The organism is Massilia sp. KIM (genome assembly GCF_002007115.1).
Classification (GTDB): domain Bacteria; phylum Pseudomonadota; class Gammaproteobacteria; order Burkholderiales; family Burkholderiaceae_D; genus Telluria.
Genome location: NZ_MVAD01000001.1, coordinates 102641 through 126319 on the forward strand (window position 1 = coordinate 102641; position 23679 = coordinate 126319).

The window sequence follows — 23679 nt, forward strand, 5'->3', positions numbered from 1 at the left end:
TTCGAACTTGGGTTCCCGCCTTCGCGGGAACGACGGGTTTTGGCAGCAGGCCGCAAACGTTGAGGCAGCAGGCCAAACTATCCGATAGTCGGCAACTTTCGAACGTCGTTCCCGCGAAGGCGGGAACCCAAGTTCGCAGCGTAATGATCGCCCCTCCTTGCACCAACCGCCCCAAGTACGGCAAGCAAAAAAAAACCGGCCCTCAGGCCGGTTTTCTTCACAAGCGATCGACCAATCAGTCGTCGCCGCTGGTGATGCCCAGCAGGTGCAGCAGGCTGGTGAAGATGTTGTACACATCCAGGTAGATCGCCAGCGTGGCGCTGATGTAGTTGGTCTCGCCGCCGTTGATGATGCGCTGCACGTCGAACAGGATGAAGGCCGAGAAGATACCGATCGCCAGCACCGAGATCACGATCGAGATGATCGGCATCTGCAGGAAGATGTTGGCCAGGCCCGCCAGGATCAGCACGATCACGCCCGCCATCAGCCAGCTGCCCATGCCCGAGAAATCGCGCTTGGTGGTGGTGGCGATGCTGGCCATCACGGCGAACACGGCCGCGGTGCCGCCGAAGGCGGTCATGATCAGGCTGCCGCCGTTCGCGTAACCCAGGGTGCGGGTCAGGATAGGCGTCAGCATCAGGCCCATGAAGAAGGTGAAGCCGAGCAGCAGCGCCACGCCCAGGCCGGAGTCCTTGTTCTTCTCGATCGCGAACATGAAGCCGAAAGCGATCGCCAGGAACAGGATGGCGCCCATGAAGCCGCTGAAGATCGGCAGCTGGAGCGACACGCCGATGTAGGCGCCGAGAACGGTCGGGATCATGGACAGTGCAAGCAGCCAGTAGGTATTGCGCAGAACCGCATTGCGCGTTACCTGGCCGCCCTTGCTCAGGTCGACGGTACGTTGCTGTTGCGTACTAGGGAACATAGTGCCTCCGGTGGATTAAAGGATGCGTCACTGTCAGGATACTCCGGCTGGCTTAAGCCGGGATGAAGCCGGATACAGGACGGTTTCTCGGCGTCACTGTAACACCGGCCTTGCCAGTGCCGCAATAGCCTCTATATGGGGGATGTATGCTAAAATTAAAGGTTGATTGAGTTCCGAAGATCTTAGCAACGTTCTAACGAGTTTCTCGATTCTAACCTTACATTTAACTGGAGTTTTTACAATGGCAATCGAACGCACCCTGTCGATCATCAAACCGGACGCAGTTGCAAAAAACGTGATCGGCCAAATCTATAGCCGTTTCGAAGGCGCTGGCCTGAAGATCGTTGCCGCCCGCATGGCCCAGCTGTCGCGCGCCGAAGCAGAAGGTTTCTACGCGGTGCACGCTGCCCGCCCGTTCTTCAAGGATCTGGTCGACTTCATGGTCTCGGGCCCGGTCATGATCCAGGTGCTGGAAGGCGAAGGCGCGATTGCCAAGAACCGCGAACTGATGGGCGCCACCGACCCGAAGAAGGCCGACGCCGGCACCATCCGCGCCGACTTCGCTGACTCGATCGACGCCAACGCCGTGCACGGTTCGGACGCCGCCGAGACCGCCGCCGTCGAAATCGCTTATTTCTTCCCGGCACTGAACGTCTACTCGCGTTAATCGGCGCGGGGCAACGTTCCCCGGCACCGACGAGTAACCCGCCGGCCCCCTCGGCTGGCGGGAAATTGAAACAAAGGATATTTTGACATGACAACGACCCTCACCAACCTGCTGGACTTCGATCCCGCGCAACTCGTCGCGTATTGCGCCGAGCTGGGTGAGAAGCCGTTCCGTGCCAAGCAACTGCAGCGCTGGATCCACCAGTTCGGGGCGGGCGATTTCGACGCCATGACCGACCTGGCCAAGTCGCTGCGCGAGAAACTCAAGACCCGCGCCGAGATCCGCGCACCCGGCATCATCAGCGACCACACCTCCGCCGACGGCACCCGCAAGTGGCTGGTCGACGTGGGCAACGGCAACGCCGTCGAGACCGTGTTCATCCCGGAAGAGAACCGCGGCACCCTGTGCATCTCGACCCAGGCCGGCTGCGCCGTCAACTGCCGCTTCTGCTCCACCGGCAAGCAGGGCTTCAACCGCAACCTGACCGTGGCCGAGATCATCGGCCAGCTGTGGATGGCCGAGTTCGAGCTGCGCAAGACCAAGGGCATCGAGCCCGGCCCCAAGGGCGAGCGCCAGATCACCAACGTGGTGATGATGGGCATGGGCGAGCCCCTGCTGAACTACGAACCGACCGTCACCGCGCTCAAGATGATGCTGGACGACAACGCCTACGGCCTGTCGCGCCGCCGCGTGACCTTGTCGACCTCGGGCGTCGTGCCCAACATCGACAAGCTGGCCCAGGACGTGCCGGTGGCCCTGGCCGTGTCGCTGCACGCCTCCAACGACGCGCTGCGCGACGTGCTGGTGCCGCTCAACAAGAAGTACCCGCTGCGCGAGCTGATGGCCGCGTGCAAGCGCTACCTCGAGTTCGCCCCGCGCGACTTCATCACCTTTGAATACTGCATGCTCGACGGCTACAACGACAGCGACGAGCATGCGCGCGAGCTGATCGCCCTGGTCAACGACCCCGTGGTGGGCGTGAACTGCAAGTTCAACCTGATTCCCTTCAATCCCTTCCCGGAATCGGGCCTGACCCGCTCGAAGAACCCGCGCATCAAGGCCTTCGCCCAGGTCCTGATGGACGCCGGCATCGTGACCACCGTGCGCAAGACCCGCGGCGACGACATCGACGCCGCCTGCGGCCAGTTGGCCGGCGAGGTGCAGGACCGCACCCGCGTCGCCCAGCGCATGGAAAAGATGGCCGAGTACCAGAAGAAGTTCGGCGCCGATTTCGGCCGCATCGTGGAGATTCCATCCTGATGCGGCGCGCCGCCCGCCCGGTCGTCGCCGCACTGGCCGCCGTGCTGCTGGCCGCCTGCGCCGCGCCTGGCGGCCAGTCCGGCGGCGAACTCAAGACCGCCTCGGACCAGACCGCGGCGGAAAAGCGCGCGGCCATCCGCGTGCAGCTGGCGGTCGGCTACTACCAGGACGGCAAGTACGACATCGCCCTCGACGAGGTCAAGCAGGCGATCGCGATCCACCCGGACTACGCCGAGGCCTACGGCCTGCGCGCCCTGATCTACACGTCCATGGGCCAGCTACCCCTGGCCGACGAGAACTACCGGCAGGCCCTGCGCATCGCGCCCGGCAACCCGGACCTGTCGAACAACTACGGCGCCTTCCTGTGCCAGTCGCTGAACAAGCCGGCCCAGGCCATGCCCTACCTGGACGCGGCCATTCGCAATCCGGCCTACGGCACGCCGGTGAGCGCCCTCGTGAACGCGGGGGTGTGCAGCATCAAGAACCGCAACCTGGACGCGGCCGAGCGCTACCTGCTCGACGCCCTGCGGCTGAATCCCGACCTGCAGGCCACCAATGCGGGCCTGGCACGGGTCTACTTCGAGCGGCGCGACTACGGCCGCGCCAATTTTTTCATTAACCGCCTGACCGATACGGCGCAACTCGACACGCTGCCGGCCGACGTGCTGTGGCTGGCCATGCGGGTGCAGCGCAAGCTGGGCGACCGGACGCATGAAGCGAGCTTCGCCGCGCAGCTGCGGCGACGTTTCCCCGGTTCGCCTGAGTACGCCGCGTTCGAGCGCGGGGCATTCGATGAGTGAGACAAGGACAATGAACGAGCACGCAGACCAGCCGGGCAGCCCGGAGAACCAGTCGGGAGTCCCGGGCAAGACCCTGCAGGCCCAGCGCGAAGCGATGGGCTGGACCGTGGAGCAGGTGGCCGACCAGCTCAAGCTGGCGCCGCGCCAGGTGGTGGCGATCGAAGCCGGCGACTACGCGTCGCTCCCGAGCCCGGCCGTGACCCGCGGCTTCGTGCGCGCCTACGCCAAGCTGCTCAAGATCGATGCCGCCCCGCTGGTGTCGATGATCGAACTGAACATGCCGCCGCAAGCCCAGGCCGGCGCCCCGATGGCGCGCCGCGAACAGCGCCCGGCCGCCTTCAACGAGACCCGCTTCCCGATCGGCGGCAAGCGCAACCGCCTGCCGTTGGGCTGGATCGCCGCCGTGGTGGTGGTCGCCGGCGCCGCGGCCGCCGCCTGGCAGCTGGGCGTGTTCCCGGGTAACCGCCAGGCCGAGGATGCGAATCCGGCCGACGGCGTGACCGTGCTCGAGAATCCGGCCGGCCCGGCCACCCCGGGCACGACCCAGGAGCCGGTGCACAACCCTGCGGTGCCGCTGATCTCGGTGCCGGCGCCGGCAGGCGAGGCTGCCCCGGCAGCACCTGGCGCCGCCGCCCCGGCCGCGCCGGCGACGGGCACCCCGGCGCCGGTCACCGGCACGCCGGGCGCCGCCGTGGCGCCCGCGACCCCCGGCGTGTCGCCGGTGGCCGCCACCGCTCCGGCCGGCGTGGCGCCGGCAGCAGGGACGCTGGCCGCCGCAGCACCGGCCGGCGCCGCCCCGGCTACCGCGGCTCCGGCCGCCGCAGCGCCGGCTGCCGCCGGCGCCAACAGCCTGGTGCTGAACGTGCGCGAGGATTCCTGGATCGAAGTGCGTCCCGCCAAGGGCGGCCGCCCGCTGCTCTCGCGCCTGGTCAAGGCCGGCAGCACCGAGACCGTCGAGGTCAACGAGCCGGTCAACCTGGTGGTCGGCGCACCCAACGGCGTGAGCGCGACCCTGCGCGGCGCCAGCGTGGCGCTGCCCCAGGTGCCGGGCAAGACCATCTCGCGCGTGGCCCTGAAATAATCCGGACTGAGCCCATGAATTCGATGAACGAAGCCTGCATCCCCGAACCGATCCCTTCCGGTCCGCTCGCGCGCCGCGCCAGCCGCAAGGTGCTGGTCGCCCACGGCCAGCGCCAGGTCTGGGTCGGCGGCGACGCGCCGGTGGTGGTGCAATCGATGACCAACACCGACACCGCCGACGTGATCGGCACCGCGATCCAGGTCAAGGAACTGGCGCGCGCCGGTTCCGAGATCGTGCGCATCACCGTGAACACGCCGGAAGCCGCGGCCGCCGTGCCGGCCATCCGCGAGCAGCTCGACCGCATGGAGGTCGACGTGCCGCTGGTGGGCGACTTCCACTACAACGGCCACCTGCTGCTGCGCGACTATCCCGAGTGCGCGCAGGCGCTGTCGAAGTACCGCATCAACCCGGGCAACGTGGGGCAGGGCGCCAAGCGCGACACCCAGTTCGCCCAGATGATCGAGATCGCGGCGAAGTACGACAAGCCGGTGCGCATCGGCGTCAACTGGGGCAGCCTGGACCAGTCGCTGCTGGCCCGCATCATGGACGAAAACGCTTCGCGCGCCCAGCCCTGGAGCGCCCAGGCCGTGATGTACGAAGCCCTGATCACCTCGGCCATCGAGAACGCCGTGCGCGCCGAAGAGGTGGGCCTGGCGCGCGACAAGATCATCCTGTCGTGCAAGGTGTCGGGCGTGCAGGATCTGATCGCGGTCTACCGCGAGCTGGCGCGCCGCTGCGACTACCCGCTGCACCTGGGCCTGACCGAAGCCGGCATGGGCAGCAAGGGCATCGTGGCCTCGACCGCCGCGCTCTCGGTGCTGCTCCAGGAAGGCATCGGCGACACCATCCGCATCTCGCTGACCCCGGAACCGGGCGGCGACCGCAGCAAGGAAGTGGTGGTCGGCCAGGAGATCCTGCAGACCATGGGCTTGCGCAAGTTCACCCCGATGGTGATCGCCTGCCCGGGCTGCGGCCGCACCACCTCGACCGTGTTCCAGGAACTGGCCGACGACATCCAGACCTTCCTGCGCGAGCAGATGCCGGAGTGGAAGAAGACCTACCCGGGCGTGGAGGCGATGAACGTGGCCGTGATGGGCTGCATCGTCAACGGGCCGGGCGAATCGAAGCACGCCAACATCGGCATCAGCCTGCCCGGCACCGGCGAATCGCCGGCCGCGCCGGTGTTCGTCGACGGCCAGAAGTTCGCGACTCTGCGCGGCGAGCGCATCGTCGAGGAGTTCAAGACCATCGTGCTGGATTACGTGAAGAAGAATTACGGCCGCGAGGCAGTGGCACCATAAAATAATGCGATAGATAACGCGGATGCGCAGCGGTCATGCCGAACATGGCCCGCGCCACCCGCACGTCGTCCCGGCGCAGGCCGGGACCCAAGTTCGCCCGCGCAGCCGGTCTGCAAGCAGTCCGACTGCGCTGGAAAACTTGGGTCCCCGCCTGCGCGGGGACGACGGTACAGAGGCTAACACTATGTCCAAACCAGAAAAAATCGTCGCCATCAAAGGCATGAACGACATCCTCCCCGGCGATGCTCCGCTGTGGGAACTGTTCGAGAACACCACCGAGACCATCCTCAAGAGCTACGGCTACCAGAAGATCGTCACCCCGATCGTCGAGGAAACCAAGCTGTTCGCGCGCGCCATCGGCGCCGTCACCGACATCGTCGAGAAGGAGATGTATTCCTTCACCGATTCGATGAACGGCGACCAGCTGACCCTGCGCCCGGAAGGCACGGCCGGCGCGGTGCGCGCGGTGCTCGAGCATAACCTGGCCTACGATGGTCCCAAGCGCCTCTGGTACAAGGGCCCGATGTTCCGCCACGAGCGTCCGCAGCGCGGCCGCTACCGCCAGTTCTTCCAGTTCGGCGCCGAAGCCTTCGGCTTCTCGGGCCCGGACATCGATGCCGAACTGATCATGCTGTGCCGCCGCCTGTGGGACGACCTGGGCATCGAGAACGTGCGCCTGGAACTGAACTCGATCGGCAACGCCGAGGAGCGCAACCGCCACCGCGCCGACCTGATCGCCTACTTCGAGCGCCATGAGGACCTGCTGGACGCCGAAGCCAAGCGCCGCCTGCACGCCAACCCGCTGCGCATCCTGGACACCAAGAACCCGGCGATGCAGGAGATGGTCGGCGGCGCCCCGCGCCTGCTCGACTACCTGGGCGAGGAGTCCCTGGCCCACTTCGAGGGCCTCAAGAAGATCCTCGACCGCAACGCGATCCAGTACACGGTCAACCCGCGCCTGGTGCGCGGCCTGGACTACTACAACCGCACCGTGTTCGAGTGGGTCACCGACGAACTGGGCGCGCAGGGCACCATCTGCGCCGGCGGCCGCTACGACCCGCTGATCGAGCAGCTCGGCGGCAAGGCGACCCCGGCGGTCGGCTTCGCGATGGGCATGGAACGCATCATCGAGCTGATGAAGGCGATGGGCGAGCCGGCCGCGCCTGGCCAGTGCGACGTCTACATGGTCCACCAGGGCGAGGAAGCGCAGATGCTGGCCTTCACCCTGGCTGAGCGGATCCGGGATGCCGGCCTGGATGTTGTGTTACATTGCGCAACGCCGAGCGGCGTGGGCAGCTTCAAGAGCCAGATGAAGAAGGCCGACGCCAGCGGCGCCGCGTTCGCGGTCATCATCGGCGAGGACGAGGTCGCGCAGGGCGTGGCGGCCGTCAAGTCGCTGCGCGGCGAGGCCGGCGAACAGCAGCAGGAAACCGTGGCCCTCGAAAACGTGGTCGACCACCTGGTCGACCAGATCGTCGGCGGCCACGACCACGATCACGACCACGTGCATTACCACCCGTAAGACAGCAGGCAAGGCAGCAGGCGGCACCCGATCCATCCACCAGAACAACGAACGACACAATGGCATACGATCTCGAAGAACAGGAACAGATAGCGACCTTCAAGGCATTCTGGTCCAAATACGGCAACATCATCACCTGGGTGCTGATCCTGGCGCTCGGCTCCTACGCCGCCTATAACTTCTGGACCAATCACCAGCGCAAGCAGGGCGCCGAAGCCTCGGCCCTCTACGACCAGCTGCAGGAAGCCCTGGGCGCCAACGACAACGCCAAGGTCCAGCGCATCGTCGCCGACATGCGCAAGGAATACGAGGGCACCGTCTACGCCCAGATGGCCGCGCTGGGCGCCGCCAAGGCCGCCTTCGAGGCCAACGACCTCAAGAGCGCCAAGGCGCAGCTGCAGTGGGTGGCCGACAAGGGCAACGACGAGTACAAGTCGATCGCCAAGCTGCGCCTGGCGGGCGTGCTGCTGGACGAGAAAGCTTACGACGAGGCGCTCAAGCTGCTGGGTGGCGAGTTCCTGCCGGAGTTCGCCGCCGAGGTCAACGACCGCAAGGGCGACGTGCTGGTCGCCCAGAACAAGATCGCCGAGGCGCGTCAGGCCTATGTCGCCGCGCTGGCCGCGATGAGCAAGGACAATCCGGGCCGCCAGCTGGTGCAGATCAAGCTGGAAGCCATCGGCGGCACCGCCCCGGAAGAAGCGAAAGCCGCAGCGCCCGCAGCCGCTGCATAAAGCCTCACGTTGAGATGGCCCGCGCACGCCGCCCGGCGTGCGCGGGCCTTGCGTCCTTATAGTCCAGGAACAAGGTAAAAGAATATGCGTATTAGCAGGAAGCTCGTTGGTGTAGGTGTGCTGGCCCTGATGACCGGCTGCTCGACCCTTAGCTCGCTCAATCCCTTCGCCTCCAAGCCGAAGGGCGACCAGCCGGCCAAGCTGGTGGAACTGAAGGGCACGATGGCGGTGCGCACCGCCTGGAAGCTCGACATCGGCAAGTCCCAGGGCAACCAGTTCTCGCCCGCGCTGACCGGCAACACCGTGGTGGTGGCGGGCGGCAACGGCGACATCGCGCGCGTCGAGGCGGCCAGCGGCCGCGTCGTCTGGCGCATCAAGGCCGGCATGGACCTGACCGCCGGCGTCGGCACCGACGGCAACCTGATCGTGGTCGGCGGCCAGGACGGCATGCTGCTGGCCTTCGACATGGATGGCAAGGCGCTGTGGAAGACCCAGCTGTCGAGCGAACTGCTGTCGCCGCCGGCGGTGGCCCAGGGCGTGGTGGTCGCGCGCTCGCTCGACAACCGCATCGTCGGCGTCGACGCCAAGACCGGCGACAAGAAGTGGACCGTGCAGAAGGTCGCGCCGCCGCTGACCCTGCGCAACGCGCCGGGCATCATCGTGGCCGGCAGCGACGTCATCGTGGCCCAGCCGGGCGGCAAGCTGTCCTCGCTCATCCTCGCCACCGGCGCGCCGCGCTGGGACGTCGAGGTGGGCGTGGCCCGTGGCGCCACCGAACTGGAGCGCGTGACCGACATCGGCGGCGCTCCGGTGCTGTTCGAGAACGACGTCTGCGCCGTGTCCTACCAGGGCCGCGTGGGCTGCTTCGACATCACCACCGGCGCCCCGCGCTGGACCCGCGACCTCTCGTCCGAAGTGGGCGTGGCGGTCGACCAGCGCTTCGTGTTCGCGCCCGACGACAAGGGTGCGCTGCACGCCTTCGCGCGCGACACCGGCGCCTCGGTCTGGAAGAACGACAAGCTGTCCTTCCGCCGTCTCTCAACCCCGCTGTCCTACGGCCGCGCCGTGGCGGTCGGCGACTACGAAGGCATCGTGCACTTCCTGTCGCGCGAGGACGGCGCATTCCTGGCGCGCGCCGCCACCGACGGCAGCCCCATCGTGGGCACGCCGCTGGTGGCAGGCACGAACCTGATTTTTCAAACACAAAATGGAACTGTGGCCGCCATCGCGGTCGAATAGAATAACTACATGAAGCCGGTAATCGCACTCGTAGGTCGTCCCAACGTCGGGAAGTCGACCCTGTTCAATCGCCTGACCCGTTCGCGCGACGCGCTCGTGGCCGACCTCCCTGGCCTGACCCGCGACCGCCACTACGGCGAAGGGCGGATTGGGGAACGTCCCTTCCTGGTCATCGACACGGGCGGTTTCGAACCGGTCGCCAAGGAAGGCATCATGCACGAAATGGCGCTCCAGACGCGCCAGGCCGTGGCCGAGGCCGACGTGGTCGTGTTCATCGTGGACGGCCGCCAGGGCCTGACTCCGCACGACAAGACCATCACCGATTACCTGCGCAAGACCGGCCGCAAGGTCATGCTGGTGGTCAACAAATCCGAGGGCATGAAGTACACCTCGGTCACGGCCGACTTCTACGAGCTCGGCCTGGGCGACCCCTACGTGATCTCCGCCGCCCACGGCGACGGCGTGCACGACCTGGTGCGCGAAGCCCTGGACATCGCCTTCGAGCAGCGTCCGGAAGACGCCGAGGAGCTGGAAAAGGCCGACCGCGGCGTCAAGATCGCCATCGTCGGCCGTCCCAACGTCGGCAAGTCGACCCTGATCAACACCCTGGTCGGCGAGCAGCGCGTGATCGCCTTCGACATGCCGGGCACCACCCGCGACTCGATCGAGGTGCCCTTCGAGCGCGATGGCAAGGCCTATACCCTGATCGACACCGCCGGCATCCGCCGCCGCGGCAAGGTCTTCGAGGCCATCGAGAAGTTCTCCGTGGTCAAGACCATGCAGTCGATCTCGGACGCCAACGTGGTCATCCTTCTGCTGGATGCGCAGCAAGATATTTCGGAGCAGGATGCCCACATCGCCGGTTTCATCCTGGAAGCGGGCAGGGCGCTCGTGGTCGCCGTCAACAAGTGGGACGGCCTGCAGTCGGACCAGCGCGACCAGGTCAAGATCGATCTGGACCGCAAGCTCGACTTCTTGTCCTTTGCCAAGACCCATTTCATCTCGGCACTGAAAGGCACCGGCATCACCCAACTGATGAAGTCGGTCGACTCCGCCTATGCCGCCGCCACCGCCAACCTGTCCACCCCGCGCCTTACCCGCGCGCTGCAGGAGGCGATCGAAAAGCAGGAGCCGAAGCGCAAGGGCAGTACCCGTCCCAAGATGCGCTACGCCCACCAGGGCGGCCAGAACCCGCCCATCATCGTCATCCACGGCAATGCGCTGGACGGCGTCACCGAGCCCTACAAGCGCTACCTCGAGAAGCATTTCCGCGATACCTTCAACCTGGTGGGAACGCCGCTGCGCATCGAACTCAAGAGCGGGAAGAACCCGTTCGCCAAGGAACAGAAATAGCCGTAGCAGTACGACAAAAAGTGGCAAAACAGGTTACAGTAGCTCAGGGCTTTCATTCGCCATAGCGGAATGTCGCCTTAACACTTGAAATCTGGCAAAGTGCCTCAAACTTTTAACTACAACAACATTACGGAGCTGTCATGAGCAACAAAGGGCAACTGTTACAAGACCCATTCCTCAACGCCTTGCGCAAGGAGCACGTCCCCGTCTCCATTTACCTGGTCAACGGCATCAAGCTGCAGGGCCACATCGAGTCTTTCGACCAGTATGTCGTCCTGCTTCGTAATACCGTGACCCAGATGGTCTACAAGCATGCCATTTCCACCGTCGTGCCGGCTCGCGCCGTCAATCTTAACCTCGACAACGAAGCCGAGTAAGGCCGATGGCTGACGCCCCCGGCACTACCACCATGCGCGCAGCGCTGGTCGGCATCGATTTTGGCGCTGGCGACTTCACCGCCAGCCTGGAAGAGCTGTCGCTGCTTGCGCGTTCCGCCGGCGCCGAACCGATCACCACGATCACGGCGAAGCGCGCCAGCCCCGATCCCGCGCATTTCGTCGGCAGCGGCAAGGCCGACGAGATCGCGACGGCCGCCAAGGCCGAACGCATCGACATCGTCATCTTCAACCACGCGCTTTCTCCCGCCCAGCAGCGCAACCTGGAGCGCCGCCTCGGCATCCGGGTGGTCGACCGCACCAGCCTGATCCTCGACATCTTCGCCCAGCGCGCCAAGAGCCACGAGGGCAAGCTGCAGGTCGAGCTGGCCCAGTTGCAGCACCTGGCCACGCGCCTGATCCGCGGCTGGACCCACCTTGAACGCCAAAAGGGCGGTATCGGCCTGCGCGGCCCCGGCGAAACCCAGCTCGAGACCGACCGCCGCCTGATCGGCGAACGGGTCAAGATGCTGCGCACCCGCCTGACCAAGCTGCGCAAGCAGCACGAGACCCAGCGCCGCGCGCGCGGACGCAACCAGACTTTCTCGGTGTCGCTGGTCGGCTATACCAATGCCGGCAAGTCGACCCTGTTCAATACGCTGACCAAGGCCGGGGTGTATGTTGCGAACCAGCTGTTCGCGACCCTGGACACCACCAGCCGCCGCCTCTACCTGGGCGACGAGGTGGGCAGCGTGGTCATCTCCGACACCGTCGGCTTCGTGCGCGAACTGCCGCACCAGCTGGTGGCGGCCTTCCGCGCCACGCTCGAGGAAACCATCCACGCCGACCTGCTGCTGCACGTGGTCGACGGCAATTCGCCGGTGCGCATGGAGCAGATCGAGCAGGTCAACGAAGTGCTGCGCGAGATCGGCGCCGATCACGTGCCCCAGATCCTGGTCTGGAACAAGATCGACGCGGCCGGGCTGGAGCCCGGGGTCGAGCGTGATGAATATGATAAGATCAGCCGCGTTTTCATCAGTGCCCATACAGGCGCCGGACTCGACTTGCTGCGTGACGCGGTGGTCGAAGCGGCCCTGGCCGGACCTGGTCCGGGCGATACCAATGAAGCGCAGGACTCCGTCCTGAATTTCGCACAGGGAGAGCCGTCGGTGGGCGGCGTCCTGGGCGGTCCTGCCGATAATATGCCAACTTCCACCCATCACGGGCCACACTAGCCTATGCTTGTTTCTTTACTAAAACGTCTCGGCATCAAAATGTCGCTGAACGATCCGCGTTGGGGCCGCAACCCCGACGACGACCGCAAGGCCCAGGAGGGCCGTCGTCCGGGGGAGGGGCCGCCCGACCTCGATCAACTCTGGCGCGACTTCAACGCCCGCCTGAACCGCATGTTCGGCAACCGCGGCAATGGCGGTGACGGCGGTGGCGGCGCGCCCGGCCGCGGCGACATGCGCGGCGCCGGCGTCACCGCCGGCGTGGTCGCCTTCATCGTCGGGCTGATCTGGCTGGCCAGCGGCGCCTTCATCGTCCAGGAAGGCCAGGTCGGGGTGGTCACCACCTTCGGCAGGCTGAGCCACACCACTAGCGCCGGCTTCAACTGGCGCTGGCCCTATCCCTTCCAGGCGCACGAGACGGTCAACGTCTCGGGCATCCGCACCGCCGAGATCGGCTACCGCGCCAACGTGCGCAACAAGCAGCCGCAAGAATCGCTGATGCTCACCGACGACGAGAACATCATCGACATCCAGTTCGCGGTGCAGTACACCCTGAAGGACCCGGTTTCCTGGCTGTACAACAACCGTGACCAGGACGAGACCGTGCGCCAGGTCGCCGAGACCGCGATCCGCGAAGTGGTCGGCAAGAGCAAGATGGACTTCGTGCTGTACGAGGGCCGCGAGAAGGTCGCGGTCGACGTGCACGCGATGATGCAGAAGATCGTCGACCGCTACGCGCTCGGCGCCTTGATCACCAACGTGACCATGCAGGCGGTGCAGCCGCCGGAGCAGGTGCAGAGCGCCTTCGACGACGCCGTGCGCGCCGGCCAGGACCGCGCCCGCGCCCGCAACGAGGGCGAGGCCTACGCGAACCAGGTGATCCCGCAGGCGCGCGGCCAGGCCTTCCGCCTGCTGCAGGACGCCGAAGCCTACCGCTCCATGGTGGTCGAGAACGCCACCGGTAACGCCTCCCGCTTCAACCAGGTGGTGGGGGCCTACGCCAAGGCGCCGGCCGTCACCCGCGACCGCATGTACATCGACACCATGCAGCAGATCTTCACCAGCACCACCAAGGTCATGCTCGACACGCGCAACAACAACGGCATGATCTACCTGCCGCTGGACAAGCTGATCGCCCAGGCCGCGGCCAACGACGCCGCGGTGGGCGGCAAGTCGGGTCCGGTGCAGGTGCAGGGCGGACAGAGCCTGTCGTCCCAGCCTTCGCCCGAAGTGACCCAAGCCATGGACAGCGTGCGCCAGCGCGACGAGCGCAGCCGCGATTCTTCACGTGACCGGGAGAGCCGTTAAATGAACCGCCTCGTAACTCTTTTCGTGGCGGGCTTCATCGCCCTGATGCTGCTGTCCTCGACCGTGTTCGTGGTCGACCAGCGCCGCTTCGCCATCGTGTTCGCCCTGGGCCAGGTGCGCGACGTGATCGTCGAGCCGGGCCTGCACTTCAAGCTGCCGCCGCCGTTCCAGAACGTGATCTACCTGGACAAGCGCATCCTGACCCTCGACACGCCGGACGCCGACCGCTTCATCACGGCCGAGAAGAAGAACATCCTGGTGGATGCCTTCGTCAAGTGGCGCATCATCGACCCGCGCCTGTACTACATCAGCTTCAGCGGCGACGAAGGCCGCGCACGCGACCGCATGTCGCAGATCGTCAAGGCGGCCCTGAACGACGAGATCACCAAGCGCACCGTGCGCGAAGTGATCTCGGGCGAGCGCGGCGCCGTGATGGCGGCGGTGCAGCAGAAGGTGGTGGCCGAAGCCAAGGAGATCGGCGTGGGCATCGTCGATGTGCGCCTCAAGCGCGTCGACTACATCGAGCAGATCAACAACTCGGTGTACGAGCGCATGCGCGCCGAGCGCGTGCGGGTGGCCAACGAGTTGCGTTCGACCGGCGCCGCCGAGTCCGAGCAGATCCGCGCCGACGCCGACCGCCAGCGCACCGTGATCATCGCCGAAGCCTTCCGCGAGGCCGAGAAGATCAAGGGTGACGGCGACGCCAAGGCCTCGGTGATCTATGCCGATGCCTTCGGGAAGAACCCGGAGTTCGCCAAGTTCTACCGTTCGCTGGAGGCTTACCGCGCCAGCTTCAAGGATCGCAACGATGTGCTCGTGGTGGATCCGAATTCGGAGTTCTTCAAGTACTTCAAGCAGCCGGGTGGCGGCGGGAAGTAAGTGAGGCGCTGCGCCGGTCCTGAGGGTGGGGCGGGCGCAGCGGGTCTTCAAGCAAACTTGGGTCCCCGCCTGCGCGGGGACGACGTTTTGGGGTTGCGGGTGATAGCCTGCGCCGCGTCGCATCAGATATTGCGATTGGTGACGCAAGCCTTAAGACCGTCGTCCCCGCGCAGGCGGGGACCCAAGTTCGTCCCGCAATGTTGACCCGTCCCCGCACCCCAAAGTAAGCAAACCACCAACTTGTCTATCGTGGCAAATTGCCAACCAGACAGCTGTCAAGCCAGCATTCCTCGCCTGCTCCCACCCATTTTCAGGTAAAATTGTCGATTCGGCGCTTGCGCCGTGCGTCGGCACGCCTGCTGCCGCCATGAAGAACAACACTCCCACTACGCCGTTGCCCATGCCGAACTGGCTTTTGCCTGAGAACATAGCCGACGTCTTGCCGTCCGAAGCGCGCAAGATCGAGGAATTGCGCCGATTGATGCTCGACAACTTCCGGCTGTATGGCTACGAGCTGGTCATGCCGCCCCTGCTCGAGTACGTCGAGTCGCTGCTGGCCGGGGCAGGGCAGGATACCGAAGTCCGGACCTTCAAGGTCGTCGACCCGCTCTCCGGCCGCCTGCTCGGTCTGCGCGCCGACATGACCACCCAGGTGGCGCGCATCGACGCCCACCTGCTCAACCGCGACAGCGTCACCCGCCTGTGCTACGCCGGCTCGGTCCTGCATACCCGTCCCTCGGGCCTGCACGCGACCCGCGAGCCGGTCCAGATCGGCGCCGAGATCTACGGCCATGCCGGCCTCGAGGCCGATGCCGAGATCCAGGAACTGGCCCTCGGCTCGCTGGCCCTGGCCGGCTTCACCGAGGTGCGCCTGGACCTGTCCCACGCCGGCGTGCTGCGCACCCTGCTGGCCGAGGACGCCGCAGCGCGCCGCGACGAAGCCCAGCTCTATACGCTGCTGCGCGCCAAGGACACCGCCGGCATCGACGAGATCTCGGTCAACTACTACCCGCAGACCCGCAAGGCCCTGCTGGCGCTGCCCCAGCTCTACGGCGACATCGAGGTGCTGGCCAAGGCCAAGGACGTGCTGCCCCAGATGCCGGGCATCACCCGCGCGCTGGCCGAGCTGGCCGCGCTGGCCGGTTCCGCCCTCGGCCGTGCCGACGTCGCCATCGACCTGGCCGACCTGCGCGGCTACCAGTACGAGAGCGGCGCCATGTTCGCCCTCTACGTGCCGGGCCTGCCGAACGCGGTGGCGCGCGGCGGCCGCTACGACCACGTGGGCGAGGCCTTCGGCCGCGCGCGCCCGGCGACCGGCTTCTCGCTCGACCTGCGCGAGCTGGCGCGCCTCCTGCCGACCGCGGAGCGCAAGCACTCCATCCGCGCGCCCTGGGGCAATGCCCCGGAACTGCGCGAAAAAATCGCTGACCTGCGCAAGGCAGGCGAAGTCGTGATCCAGAGCATGCCGGGTCACGACAATGTTCAGGACGAGTTCGAGTGCGACCGCGTGCTCGTCCTCGAAAACGGAAATTGGATTCTCAAAAACTTAGGTTAAGTGATGTCAAATACTAACGTGGCAAAGAACGTCGTCGTCATCGGCACCCAGTGGGGCGACGAGGGCAAGGGTAAGATCGTCGACTGGCTGACCGACCACGCCGCCGGCGTGGTGCGCTTCCAGGGCGGCCATAACGCGGGCCATACCCTGGTGATCAAGGGCCAGAAGACCGCGCTGCAGCTGATCCCCTCGGGCATCATGCGCGAAGGCGTGGCCTGCTACATCGGCAACGGCGTGGTGGTCTCGGTCCCCGACGTCCTGCGCGAGATCGACAAGCTGGCCGCCGCCGGCGTCGAAGTCGTGTCGCGCCTGATGATCTCGGAAGCCTGCCCGGTCATCCTGCCTTACCACGTCGCCATCGACAAGGCGCGCGAAGCCAAGCGCGGCGAGAACAAGATCGGCACCACCGGCAAGGGCATCGGCCCGGCCTACGAAGACAAGGTGGCGCGCCGCGCGATCCGCATCGCCGACATGCTCAACGAGACCCGCTTCGCCGAGAAGCTGAAGGAAAACCTCGAGTACCACAACTTCGTGCTGGTCAACTACCTGGGCGGCGAAGCGATCGACTTCCAGCAGACCTTCGACGACGCGATGGCCCTGGTGCCGCGCCTGCGCCCGATGGTCGGCGACGTGTCCTCGGCCCTGTACGCCGCCCACAAGGCCGGCGGCAATCTGCTGTTCGAAGGCGCCCAGGGCTCGCTGCTGGACGTCGACCACGGCACCTATCCCTTCGTGACCTCGTCCAACTGCGTGGCCGGCAATGCCGCCGCCGGCGCCGGCGTGGGTCCGGGCATGCTGCACTACATCATGGGCATCACCAAGGCCTACACCACCCGCGTCGGCTCGGGCCCGTTCCCGGCCGAGCTGCCGACCGACCAGGGCGTCGGCGAGCACCTCTCGCGCGTGGGCCACGAGTTCGGCACCGTCACCGGCCGTGCGCGCCGCTGCGGCTGGTTCGACGCCGCGCTGCTGCGCCGCTCGGTCCAGATCAACGGCGTGTCGGGCATGTGCCTGACCAAGCTGGACGTGCTGGACGGCCTGGAGTCGCTCAAGCTCTGCACCGGCTACAAGATCGACGGCCGCGACGTCGACATCTTCCCGGTCGGCGCCGAGGAAGCCGCGCTGTGCCAGCCGGTCTACGAAGAAATGCCGGGCTGGAAGGAAAGCACCGTCGGCGCCAAGTCGATGGACGAGCTGCCGGCCAACGCGCGCGCCTACATCAAGCGCATCGAAGAACTGGTCGGCATCCCGATCGACATGGTGTCGACCGGCCCGGACCGCGAAGAAACCATCGTGCTGCGCCACCCGTTCGCGGCCTAAGCATCCATAAGAATAGGAATAGCCTGAAATGAACACCCCTGCATCGACCGACAAGGACCTCTGGGTATCGTGGGACGACTACAACCGCCTGGTCGAGCGCCTGGCCCTGAAGGTCTATGAGTCGAACTGGAAATTCGACATGGTGCTGTGCCTGGCGCGCGGCGGCGTGCGCCCGGGCGACGTGATCTCGCGCATCTTCGACGTGCCGCTGGCGATCCTGTCGACCAGCTCCTACCGCGAAGAAGCCGGCACCAAGCAGGGCAACCTGGACATCGCCAAGTACATGACGATGACCAAGGGCCCGCTGGCCGGCCGCATCCTGCTGGTCGACGACCTGGCCGATTCCGGCGTGACCCTGCAAAAGGTGCGCGAGCACCTGCAGGCCAACTACCCGGACGTCACCGAGGTCAAATCGGCCGTCATCTGGGTCAAGGGCACCTCGGCGTTCAAGCCGGACTATCACCTGGAAGACCTGCCGCACAATCCGTGGATCCACCAGCCCTTCGAAGACTACGACGGCCTGCGCCCGCACCAGCTGGCGGCGTGGATGAAGAAGTTCGAGAAGTAATCCCCGGGTGCATCCGGCACGAAACGGGAGCGGGCGCAGGTCCGCTCCCGTTTTTATTTCTGGGGCGAAATTTCTCGGCCCTCTGGTAAGATGCAGGCACCCATCCGCCGGGTAAACCAACAATAAGAATCCATGACCCAAAGCTTCTTCCAGACCTTCATCCTGCTCATCCTCGTAACCGACCCCTTCGGCAACGTTCCCCTGTTCGCCGCTGCCCTCAAGGACGTGCCGGTCCAGCGCCGCCCGCGCATCGTGGTGCGCGAATGCGCGATCGCCTTCCTGCTGCTGCTGGTCTTCATGTTCTTCGGCCAGCACTTCCTCGAAGCGCTGCACCTGTCGCCGATCGCCCTGCGCATCGGCGGCGCCGTGATCCTCCTGATGATTGCGATCCGCATGATCTTCCCCCACCCGGACGGCGTGCTGGGACGCAGCGAGCATGGCGAGCCCTTCATCGTGCCGCTGGCGATCCCGGCCCTGGCGGGACCCTCGGCCCTGGCCACCGTGCTGCTGTTCAGCTCGACGAGCCTGTCGGACACCATGGTGCACGTGGCCGCGCTGGCGGCGGTGGGCGTGGTCTGGCTGGTCGTGTTCCTGAGCGCCGAGCGCCTGCAGGCCAAGCTCGGCCCCCAGGTCATGACCGCCTTCGAGCGCCTGATGGGCCTGATCCTGACCGCGATGTCGATCGAAATGCTGCTTGGCGGCATCCGCGAGTTCGTCAAGACCCTGTAGCCGCCGTATTGACGCCGCCAGCCGTGCGGAAGGGTTGCCGGGAAATCTGGCACACTGCGGCTGGCGCGGTCACGCGTCGTCCACCTGAACATTAAAAGAATGAAACAGGAACACGCGATCCCTTCAGAATGGCTGCCCTTCCTCAGCGGCGGCGGCATGATGGGCGCCATGATGCGCGCCCACGACTGGTCGCAGTCGCCGCTCGGGCATCCGCGCGCCTGGCCACAGGCCTTGCGCACCGTGGTCGGCCTGATGCTCAACTCCAAGTTTCCGATGTTCGTGGCCTGGGGGCCGGAGCTCGGCTTCCTGTACAACGATTCCTACGCGCTCATCCTGGGCGAAAAACACCCCGCCGCGCTCGGCCGGCGCTTCCACGACATCTGGGCCGAGATCTGGGACGACATCCATCCCCTGATCGTGCGCGCGCTCAAGGGCGAGGCCACCTACATGGACCGGCTGCCCTTGCGCATGCGCCGCCACGGCTATGACGAAGACACCTGGTTCACCTTCTCGTACTCGCCGGTGCGCGACGAGGGCGGCACCGTGGCCGGCATGTTCTGCGCCTGCGTGGAGACCACCGCCGAGGTGCTGGCCGAACGCTATCGCGAGGAGGAGAACGGGCGCCTGATGGCCTTGTTCGAGCAGGCCCCCGGCATCATCGCCGTGCTGCGCGGCCCCGACCACGTGTTCGAGCTCACCAACCGCTCTTACATCGAGCTGATCGGCCGGCGCGAACTGGTGGGCAAAAGCGCGCGCGAGGCGCTGCCCGAGGTGACGGGGCAGGGCTTCTTCGAGCTGCTCGACCAGGTCTACCGCTCGGGCGAGCCTTTCGTCGGCCACGACGTCCCCTTGCGCATCCAGCGCGAGCCGGGCGCGCCGCTGGAAGAGCGCTACATCGACTTCGTCTACCAGCCCTTCCGCGACGACAAGGGCGAGGTGGCCGGCATCTTCGTCGAGGGCAGCGACGTCACCGCGCGCAAGCGCGTGGAGGACGAGCTGCGCGCCGCCAACCGCCAGAAGGACCAGTTCCTGGCGATGCTGGCCCACGAATTGCGCAACCCGCTGGCCCCGATCACCACCGCGGCCCAGCTGCTGCAGCGCGGCAGCCTGGACGAGGCGGCGGTGCGCCGCGCCAGCGACATCATCGCGCGCCAGGCCGAGCACATGACCGACCTGGTGAACGACCTGCTGGACGTCTCGCGCGTCACGCGCGGCCTGGTCGAGATCGCGCGCGAGGAGCTCGAAGTGAAGGCCATCGTGCGGGAGGCGGTGGAGCAGGTGCGGCCGCTGATCGACGCGCGCCAGCACCAGCTACGCACCGAACTGCCGTCGGAGCCGCTGCATGTGGCGGGCGACCGCACGCGCCTGATCCAGGTGCTGTCGAACATCCTCAACAACGCGGCCAAGTACACGGCGCCCGGTGGGCGGATCCTGCTGCAGGCGGGGGTCGAGGACGAGTGCGTGGTGATCAAGGTGCGCGACAACGGACAGGGCATCGACCGCCAGGTGCTGCCCTACATCTTCGACCTGTTCACCCAGGCCGAGCGCACGCCCGACCGTTCGCAGGGCGGGCTGGGCATCGGACTGGCCCTGGTCAAGAGCCTGGTCGTGCTGCTCGGCGGCAGCGTCGAGGCGCACAGCGAAGGGCCGGGCAAGGGCAGCGAGTTCGTGATCCGCCTGCCCCTGCTGGCGCAGCCGCAGCCCGCCGCGCCCGCGGCCGAGGCTGCGGCGCCCTCGGAAGGCGCCGGCGTGCGCGTGCTGCTCGTGGACGACAACGCCGACGCAGCCCAGATGCTGGCGACCCTGCTGGAGCTGAGCGGCCACCGGGTGAGCGTCGAGTACGACGGCCAGGGCGCGCTGGCGCGGGCGGCGGCCGAGCGTCCCGACGTGACCCTGCTCGACATCGGCCTGCCCGACATCGACGGCCACGAGCTGGCGCGCCGGATGAAGGCGATGCCGGAGGCGGCCAAGACCGTGCTGGTGGCGCTCACCGGCTACGGTCAGCCGGACGACCTGCGGCGCGCGCAGGACGCGGGCTTCGACCACCACATGGTCAAGCCGGCCGACCTGAGTCGACTGCTTGCGCTGCTGGAAGAGGTGAAGGCGCGCCGGCGCTGAGACTTTGACGCGTGCGCGGCCCGGCGGGGCGCGCGGTGTATGCTGGTTCCGACGACGAACCCCGGGAACCGGTCATATGAGAAGCTGGAGAATTGCAATCGAGGACGCGGCGCTCGACCGCAGCTGCGAGGGCGCCAGGAAGAGCGGAGGGCACTGGCACCAGGAGGGCTGCGCGGCCTTGTACGCCGCGACGACGGTGGAACTGGCGGTGCTGGAGACCTTCGTGCACACGGAGGGCGACGATCCTTCGCTGGTGCTGGTGGCGATCGACCTGCCCGACGACCCGGGGCTGGGCGTGGACATGCCGGCGCATTGCCTGCCCAATGGCTGGGACGACCTCGAGGACGCCGGGAGCGCGGCGAGCTTCGGGACCAACTTCCTCAAGGACTGCAAGCATCTCTACATGCGCGTGCCTTCGGTAATCGTGCGCGAGGGCGTCAACCTGGTCATCAATCCGGAGCATCCGGCCTATGAACAGGTGAAGTTCAGCATCCTCAGGTCCTTCAGCTTCGATCCGCGGATGTTCGACCGGCCGTCGCGCTGACGGCCGGCCCGGGCGATCACTTGCCCAGGATCGAGACCACGTTGTCCGCCCCCGGCGCGCCGAAGGCCTGCTGCTTGAGCACGTGCAGCTGGTCGCGCACCTGGGCCGCTTTTTCGAACTCGAGGTTCTTGGCGTGATCGACCATGAGCTTCTCGAGCCGCTTGATCTCCTTGCCGATCTGCTTCTCGCTCATCGACTCGACCTTCGCGGTTTCCTTCGCCTCCTGCAGCATCTCGCGCTGGGCATTGGCGCTGTACACGCCGTCGATCATTTCCTTGATCTTCTTCTGCACACCCTTCGGCGTGATGCCGTTCGCCTCGTTGAAGGCGATCTGCTTGGCGCGCCGGCGCTCGGTCTCGTCGATCGCGCGCTTCATCGAATCGGTGATCTGGTCCGCGTACAGGATCGCCACGCCGTTCAGGTTACGCGCCGCGCGGCCGATGGTCTGGATCAGCGAACGCTCGGAACGCAGGAAGCCTTCCTTGTCGGCGTCCAGCACCGCCACCAGCGACACCTCCGGCAAGTCCAGGCCTTCGCGCAGCAGGTTGATGCCCACCAGGACGTCGAAGGTGCCCAGGCGCAGGTCGCGCAGGATCTCGACCCGCTCCACCGTGTCGATGTCGCTGTGCAGGTAGCGCACCTTGATGCCGTGGTCGCCCAGGTATTCGGTCAGCTGCTCGGCCATGCGCTTGGTCAGCGTGGTGACCAGCACCCGCTCGTCCTTGGCGATGCGGTCGTTGATCTCGCCCATCAGGTCGTCCACCTGCGAGCGGGCGGGGCGCACGATCACTTGCGGGTCGACCAGGCCGGTGGGGCGCACCACCTGCTCGACCACGTTGTCGGCGCGCTCCTTCTCGTACTCGGCGGGCGTGGCGGAGACGAAGATGGTCTGGCGCATCTTGCCCTCGAACTCCTGGAACTTGAGCGGGCGGTTGTCCAGCGCCGACGGCAGGCGAAAGCCGTAGTCGACCAGGTTGACCTTGCGCGAACGGTCGCCGTTGTACATCGCGTTGAGCTGGCCGATCATCACGTGCGACTCGTCCATGAACATGATCGCGTCCTTGGGCAGGTAGTCGATCAGGGTCGGCGGCGGTTCGCCCGGCATCGATCCGGACAGGTGGCGCGAGTAGTTCTCGATGCCCTTGGTGAAGCCGACTTCGGCCAGCATCTCGAGGTCGAAGCGGGTGCGCTGCTCGAGGCGCTGTTCCTCGATCAACTTGTTCTCCTTGCGGAAGAACTCGAGGCGGTCGCGCAGCTCGGCCTTGATCGACTCCACCGCGCGCAGCACGGTCGAGCGCGGGGTCACGTAGTGCGAACCCGGGTAGACGGTGAAGCGCGGGATCTTCTGGCGCACCCGGCCCGTGAGCGGGTCGAACAGCTGCAGCGACTCGATCTCGTCGTCGAACATCTCGACCCGCACCGCCAGTTCGGCGTGTTCGGCCGGGAAGATGTCGATGGTGTCGCCGCGCACGCGGAAGGAGCCGCGCGCGAAGTCCATCTCGTTGCGCGTGTACTGCATCTGGATCAGGCGCGCGATGATGTCGCGCTGGGCCACCTTGTCCTTGTGGCGCAGCGTGAGAATCATCTTGTGGTATTCGTTGGGATTACCGATACCGTAGATCGCCGACACCGTGGCCACGATGACCACGTCGCGCCGCTCCATCAGCGACTTGGTGCACGACAGGCGCATCTGCTCGATGTGCTCGTTGATCGACGAGTCCTTTTCGATGAACAGGTCGCGCTGCGGCACGTAGGCTTCTGGCTGGTAGTAGTCGTAGTAGGAGACGAAGTACTCGACCGCGTTCTGCGGGAAGAACTCGCGGAACTCCGCGTACAGCTGGGCCGCCAGCGTCTTGTTGGGGGCGAACACGATCGCCGGACGGCCCGCGCGGGCGATCACGTTGGCCATCGTGTAGGTCTTGCCCGAGCCCGTCACGCCCAGCAGGGTCTGGTACATGAGGCCATCGTCGATGCCCTCGATCAGGCCTTCGATCGCGGTCGGCTGGTCGCCCGCCGGCGGGAAGGGCTGGTGCAGCTTGAAGGGGGAATTCGGGAAAGTAATGACGGTCGGTTCGGGGGATGTTGCGACGGATAAATCAGCCATACTTTCAGACCTTTGCTAGAATGGTGGCCCGCTTGCGGCACTGCAGCACCTGTGCCGCTGTCTATACAA

At 66.2% G+C, this 23679-nt stretch carries 21 protein-coding genes; 19 read left to right on the top strand and 2 right to left on the bottom strand.

What is annotated here, in order from left to right; genetic code table 11:
* Positions 1–235: 235 nt before the first annotated feature.
* A complete protein-coding gene (locus B0920_RS00480) occupies positions 236–925 on the bottom strand; it encodes a Bax inhibitor-1/YccA family protein (RefSeq protein ID WP_078030641.1) in 690 nt (229 codons plus the stop codon).
* Positions 926–1166: 241 nt separating this feature from the next.
* On the opposite strand from B0920_RS00480, the gene ndk reads away from it, so the two are divergent.
* The 19 genes from ndk (at position 1167) to B0920_RS00575 (ending at position 21506) form a co-directional block, all read left to right on the top strand.
* Positions 1167–1592 carry a nucleoside-diphosphate kinase gene (gene ndk / locus B0920_RS00485; RefSeq protein ID WP_078030642.1) on the top strand — a complete coding sequence of 142 codons (426 nt, stop codon included), beginning with the start codon at positions 1167–1169 and terminating at the stop codon, positions 1590–1592.
* Positions 1593–1679: 87 nt separating this feature from the next.
* Complete coding sequence (rlmN, locus tag B0920_RS00490; RefSeq protein ID WP_078030643.1) at positions 1680–2852, top strand: 23S rRNA (adenine(2503)-C(2))-methyltransferase RlmN; 1173 nt, start codon at positions 1680–1682, stop codon at positions 2850–2852.
* Positions 2852–3652, top strand: a complete 801-nt coding sequence (gene pilW, locus B0920_RS00495; protein WP_078030644.1) for a type IV pilus biogenesis/stability protein PilW — start codon at positions 2852–2854, stop codon at positions 3650–3652. Before rlmN ends, pilW begins: the two co-directional genes overlap by 1 nt.
* Positions 3653–3662: 10 nt before the next feature.
* Positions 3663–4733: a RodZ domain-containing protein gene (locus B0920_RS00500; RefSeq protein ID WP_078030645.1), complete on the top strand. Its 1071-nt coding sequence runs from the start codon at positions 3663–3665 to the stop codon at positions 4731–4733.
* Between the two features lie 14 nt (positions 4734–4747).
* A complete protein-coding gene (gene ispG, locus B0920_RS00505; protein WP_078030646.1) occupies positions 4748–6034 on the top strand; it encodes a flavodoxin-dependent (E)-4-hydroxy-3-methylbut-2-enyl-diphosphate synthase in 1287 nt (428 codons plus the stop codon).
* A gap of 184 nt (positions 6035–6218) precedes the next feature.
* Positions 6219–7556, top strand: a complete 1338-nt coding sequence (gene hisS / locus B0920_RS00510) for a histidine--tRNA ligase (protein ID WP_078030647.1) — start codon at positions 6219–6221, stop codon at positions 7554–7556.
* Between the two features lie 59 nt (positions 7557–7615).
* A complete protein-coding gene (locus tag B0920_RS00515; protein ID WP_078030648.1) occupies positions 7616–8287 on the top strand; it encodes a tetratricopeptide repeat protein in 672 nt (223 codons plus the stop codon).
* A gap of 84 nt (positions 8288–8371) precedes the next feature.
* Positions 8372–9526, top strand: a complete 1155-nt coding sequence (gene bamB, locus B0920_RS00520) for an outer membrane protein assembly factor BamB (protein ID WP_078030649.1) — start codon at positions 8372–8374, stop codon at positions 9524–9526.
* Between the two features lie 9 nt (positions 9527–9535).
* Positions 9536–10879 (top strand): ribosome biogenesis GTPase Der, encoded by a 1344-nt coding sequence (gene der / locus B0920_RS00525; protein ID WP_078030650.1) that lies wholly within the window; start codon positions 9536–9538, stop codon positions 10877–10879.
* 140 nt (positions 10880–11019) lie between these two features.
* Positions 11020–11256: an RNA chaperone Hfq gene (hfq, locus tag B0920_RS00530; RefSeq protein WP_078030651.1), complete on the top strand. Its 237-nt coding sequence runs from the start codon at positions 11020–11022 to the stop codon at positions 11254–11256.
* Between the two features lie 32 nt (positions 11257–11288).
* Complete coding sequence (hflX, locus tag B0920_RS00535; protein ID WP_078030652.1) at positions 11289–12488, top strand: GTPase HflX; 1200 nt, start codon at positions 11289–11291, stop codon at positions 12486–12488.
* Positions 12489–12491: 3 nt separating this feature from the next.
* Positions 12492–13793: an FtsH protease activity modulator HflK gene (gene hflK / locus B0920_RS00540; protein WP_078030653.1), complete on the top strand. Its 1302-nt coding sequence runs from the start codon at positions 12492–12494 to the stop codon at positions 13791–13793.
* Positions 13794–14672 carry a protease modulator HflC gene (hflC, locus tag B0920_RS00545; RefSeq protein ID WP_078030654.1) on the top strand — a complete coding sequence of 293 codons (879 nt, stop codon included), beginning with the start codon at positions 13794–13796 and terminating at the stop codon, positions 14670–14672.
* A gap of 400 nt (positions 14673–15072) precedes the next feature.
* Positions 15073–16227: an ATP phosphoribosyltransferase regulatory subunit gene (locus B0920_RS00550; protein WP_078030655.1), complete on the top strand. Its 1155-nt coding sequence runs from the start codon at positions 15073–15075 to the stop codon at positions 16225–16227.
* Positions 16228–16230: 3 nt separating this feature from the next.
* Entirely contained in the window at positions 16231–17547 is a 1317-nt protein-coding gene (locus tag B0920_RS00555; protein ID WP_078030656.1) for an adenylosuccinate synthase, read from the top strand.
* A gap of 28 nt (positions 17548–17575) precedes the next feature.
* Positions 17576–18115, top strand: coding sequence for a phosphoribosyltransferase (locus B0920_RS00560; RefSeq protein ID WP_078030657.1), 540 nt, complete (start codon positions 17576–17578; stop codon positions 18113–18115).
* A gap of 132 nt (positions 18116–18247) precedes the next feature.
* Positions 18248–18844, top strand: a complete 597-nt coding sequence (locus B0920_RS00565) for a MarC family protein (RefSeq protein WP_078030658.1) — start codon at positions 18248–18250, stop codon at positions 18842–18844.
* A 99-nt stretch (positions 18845–18943) separates the two neighbouring features.
* On the top strand, positions 18944–20962 hold the full coding sequence (locus B0920_RS00570; RefSeq protein WP_078030659.1) for a PAS domain-containing protein: 2019 nt from the start codon (positions 18944–18946) through the stop codon (positions 20960–20962).
* Between the two features lie 76 nt (positions 20963–21038).
* Positions 21039–21506 (top strand): RES family NAD+ phosphorylase, encoded by a 468-nt coding sequence (locus B0920_RS00575; RefSeq protein WP_078030660.1) that lies wholly within the window; start codon positions 21039–21041, stop codon positions 21504–21506.
* 16 nt (positions 21507–21522) lie between these two features.
* Here B0920_RS00575 and uvrB read toward each other — a convergent pair whose 3' ends face one another.
* Positions 21523–23610, bottom strand: a complete 2088-nt coding sequence (uvrB, locus tag B0920_RS00580) for an excinuclease ABC subunit UvrB (RefSeq protein WP_078030661.1) — start codon at positions 23608–23610, stop codon at positions 21523–21525.
* Between the last annotated feature and the right edge of the window lie 69 nt (positions 23611–23679).

Coding starts and splice junctions, on each gene's coding strand:
- pilW (WP_078030644.1), top strand. CDS start 2,852: ATGCGGCGCGCCGCCCGCCCGGTCGTCGCCGCACTGGCCGCCGTGCTG.
- bamB (WP_078030649.1), top strand. CDS start 8,372: ATGCGTATTAGCAGGAAGCTCGTTGGTGTAGGTGTGCTGGCCCTGATG.
- B0920_RS00560 (WP_078030657.1), top strand. CDS start 17,576: ATGAACACCCCTGCATCGACCGACAAGGACCTCTGGGTATCGTGGGAC.
- hflK (WP_078030653.1), top strand. CDS start 12,492: ATGCTTGTTTCTTTACTAAAACGTCTCGGCATCAAAATGTCGCTGAAC.
- B0920_RS00550 (WP_078030655.1), top strand. CDS start 15,073: ATGCCGAACTGGCTTTTGCCTGAGAACATAGCCGACGTCTTGCCGTCC.
- hflC (WP_078030654.1), top strand. CDS start 13,794: ATGAACCGCCTCGTAACTCTTTTCGTGGCGGGCTTCATCGCCCTGATG.
- B0920_RS00565 (WP_078030658.1), top strand. CDS start 18,248: ATGACCCAAAGCTTCTTCCAGACCTTCATCCTGCTCATCCTCGTAACC.
- B0920_RS00500 (WP_078030645.1), top strand. CDS start 3,663: ATGAACGAGCACGCAGACCAGCCGGGCAGCCCGGAGAACCAGTCGGGA.
- hflX (WP_078030652.1), top strand. CDS start 11,289: ATGCGCGCAGCGCTGGTCGGCATCGATTTTGGCGCTGGCGACTTCACC.
- B0920_RS00515 (WP_078030648.1), top strand. CDS start 7,616: ATGGCATACGATCTCGAAGAACAGGAACAGATAGCGACCTTCAAGGCA.
- uvrB (WP_078030661.1), bottom strand. CDS start 23,610: ATGGCTGATTTATCCGTCGCAACATCCCCCGAACCGACCGTCATTACT.
- ispG (WP_078030646.1), top strand. CDS start 4,748: ATGAATTCGATGAACGAAGCCTGCATCCCCGAACCGATCCCTTCCGGT.
- B0920_RS00480 (WP_078030641.1), bottom strand. CDS start 925: ATGTTCCCTAGTACGCAACAGCAACGTACCGTCGACCTGAGCAAGGGC.
- ndk (WP_078030642.1), top strand. CDS start 1,167: ATGGCAATCGAACGCACCCTGTCGATCATCAAACCGGACGCAGTTGCA.
- hfq (WP_078030651.1), top strand. CDS start 11,020: ATGAGCAACAAAGGGCAACTGTTACAAGACCCATTCCTCAACGCCTTG.
- rlmN (WP_078030643.1), top strand. CDS start 1,680: ATGACAACGACCCTCACCAACCTGCTGGACTTCGATCCCGCGCAACTC.
- B0920_RS00575 (WP_078030660.1), top strand. CDS start 21,039: ATGAGAAGCTGGAGAATTGCAATCGAGGACGCGGCGCTCGACCGCAGC.
- B0920_RS00555 (WP_078030656.1), top strand. CDS start 16,231: ATGTCAAATACTAACGTGGCAAAGAACGTCGTCGTCATCGGCACCCAG.
- der (WP_078030650.1), top strand. CDS start 9,536: ATGAAGCCGGTAATCGCACTCGTAGGTCGTCCCAACGTCGGGAAGTCG.
- B0920_RS00570 (WP_078030659.1), top strand. CDS start 18,944: ATGAAACAGGAACACGCGATCCCTTCAGAATGGCTGCCCTTCCTCAGC.
- hisS (WP_078030647.1), top strand. CDS start 6,219: ATGTCCAAACCAGAAAAAATCGTCGCCATCAAAGGCATGAACGACATC.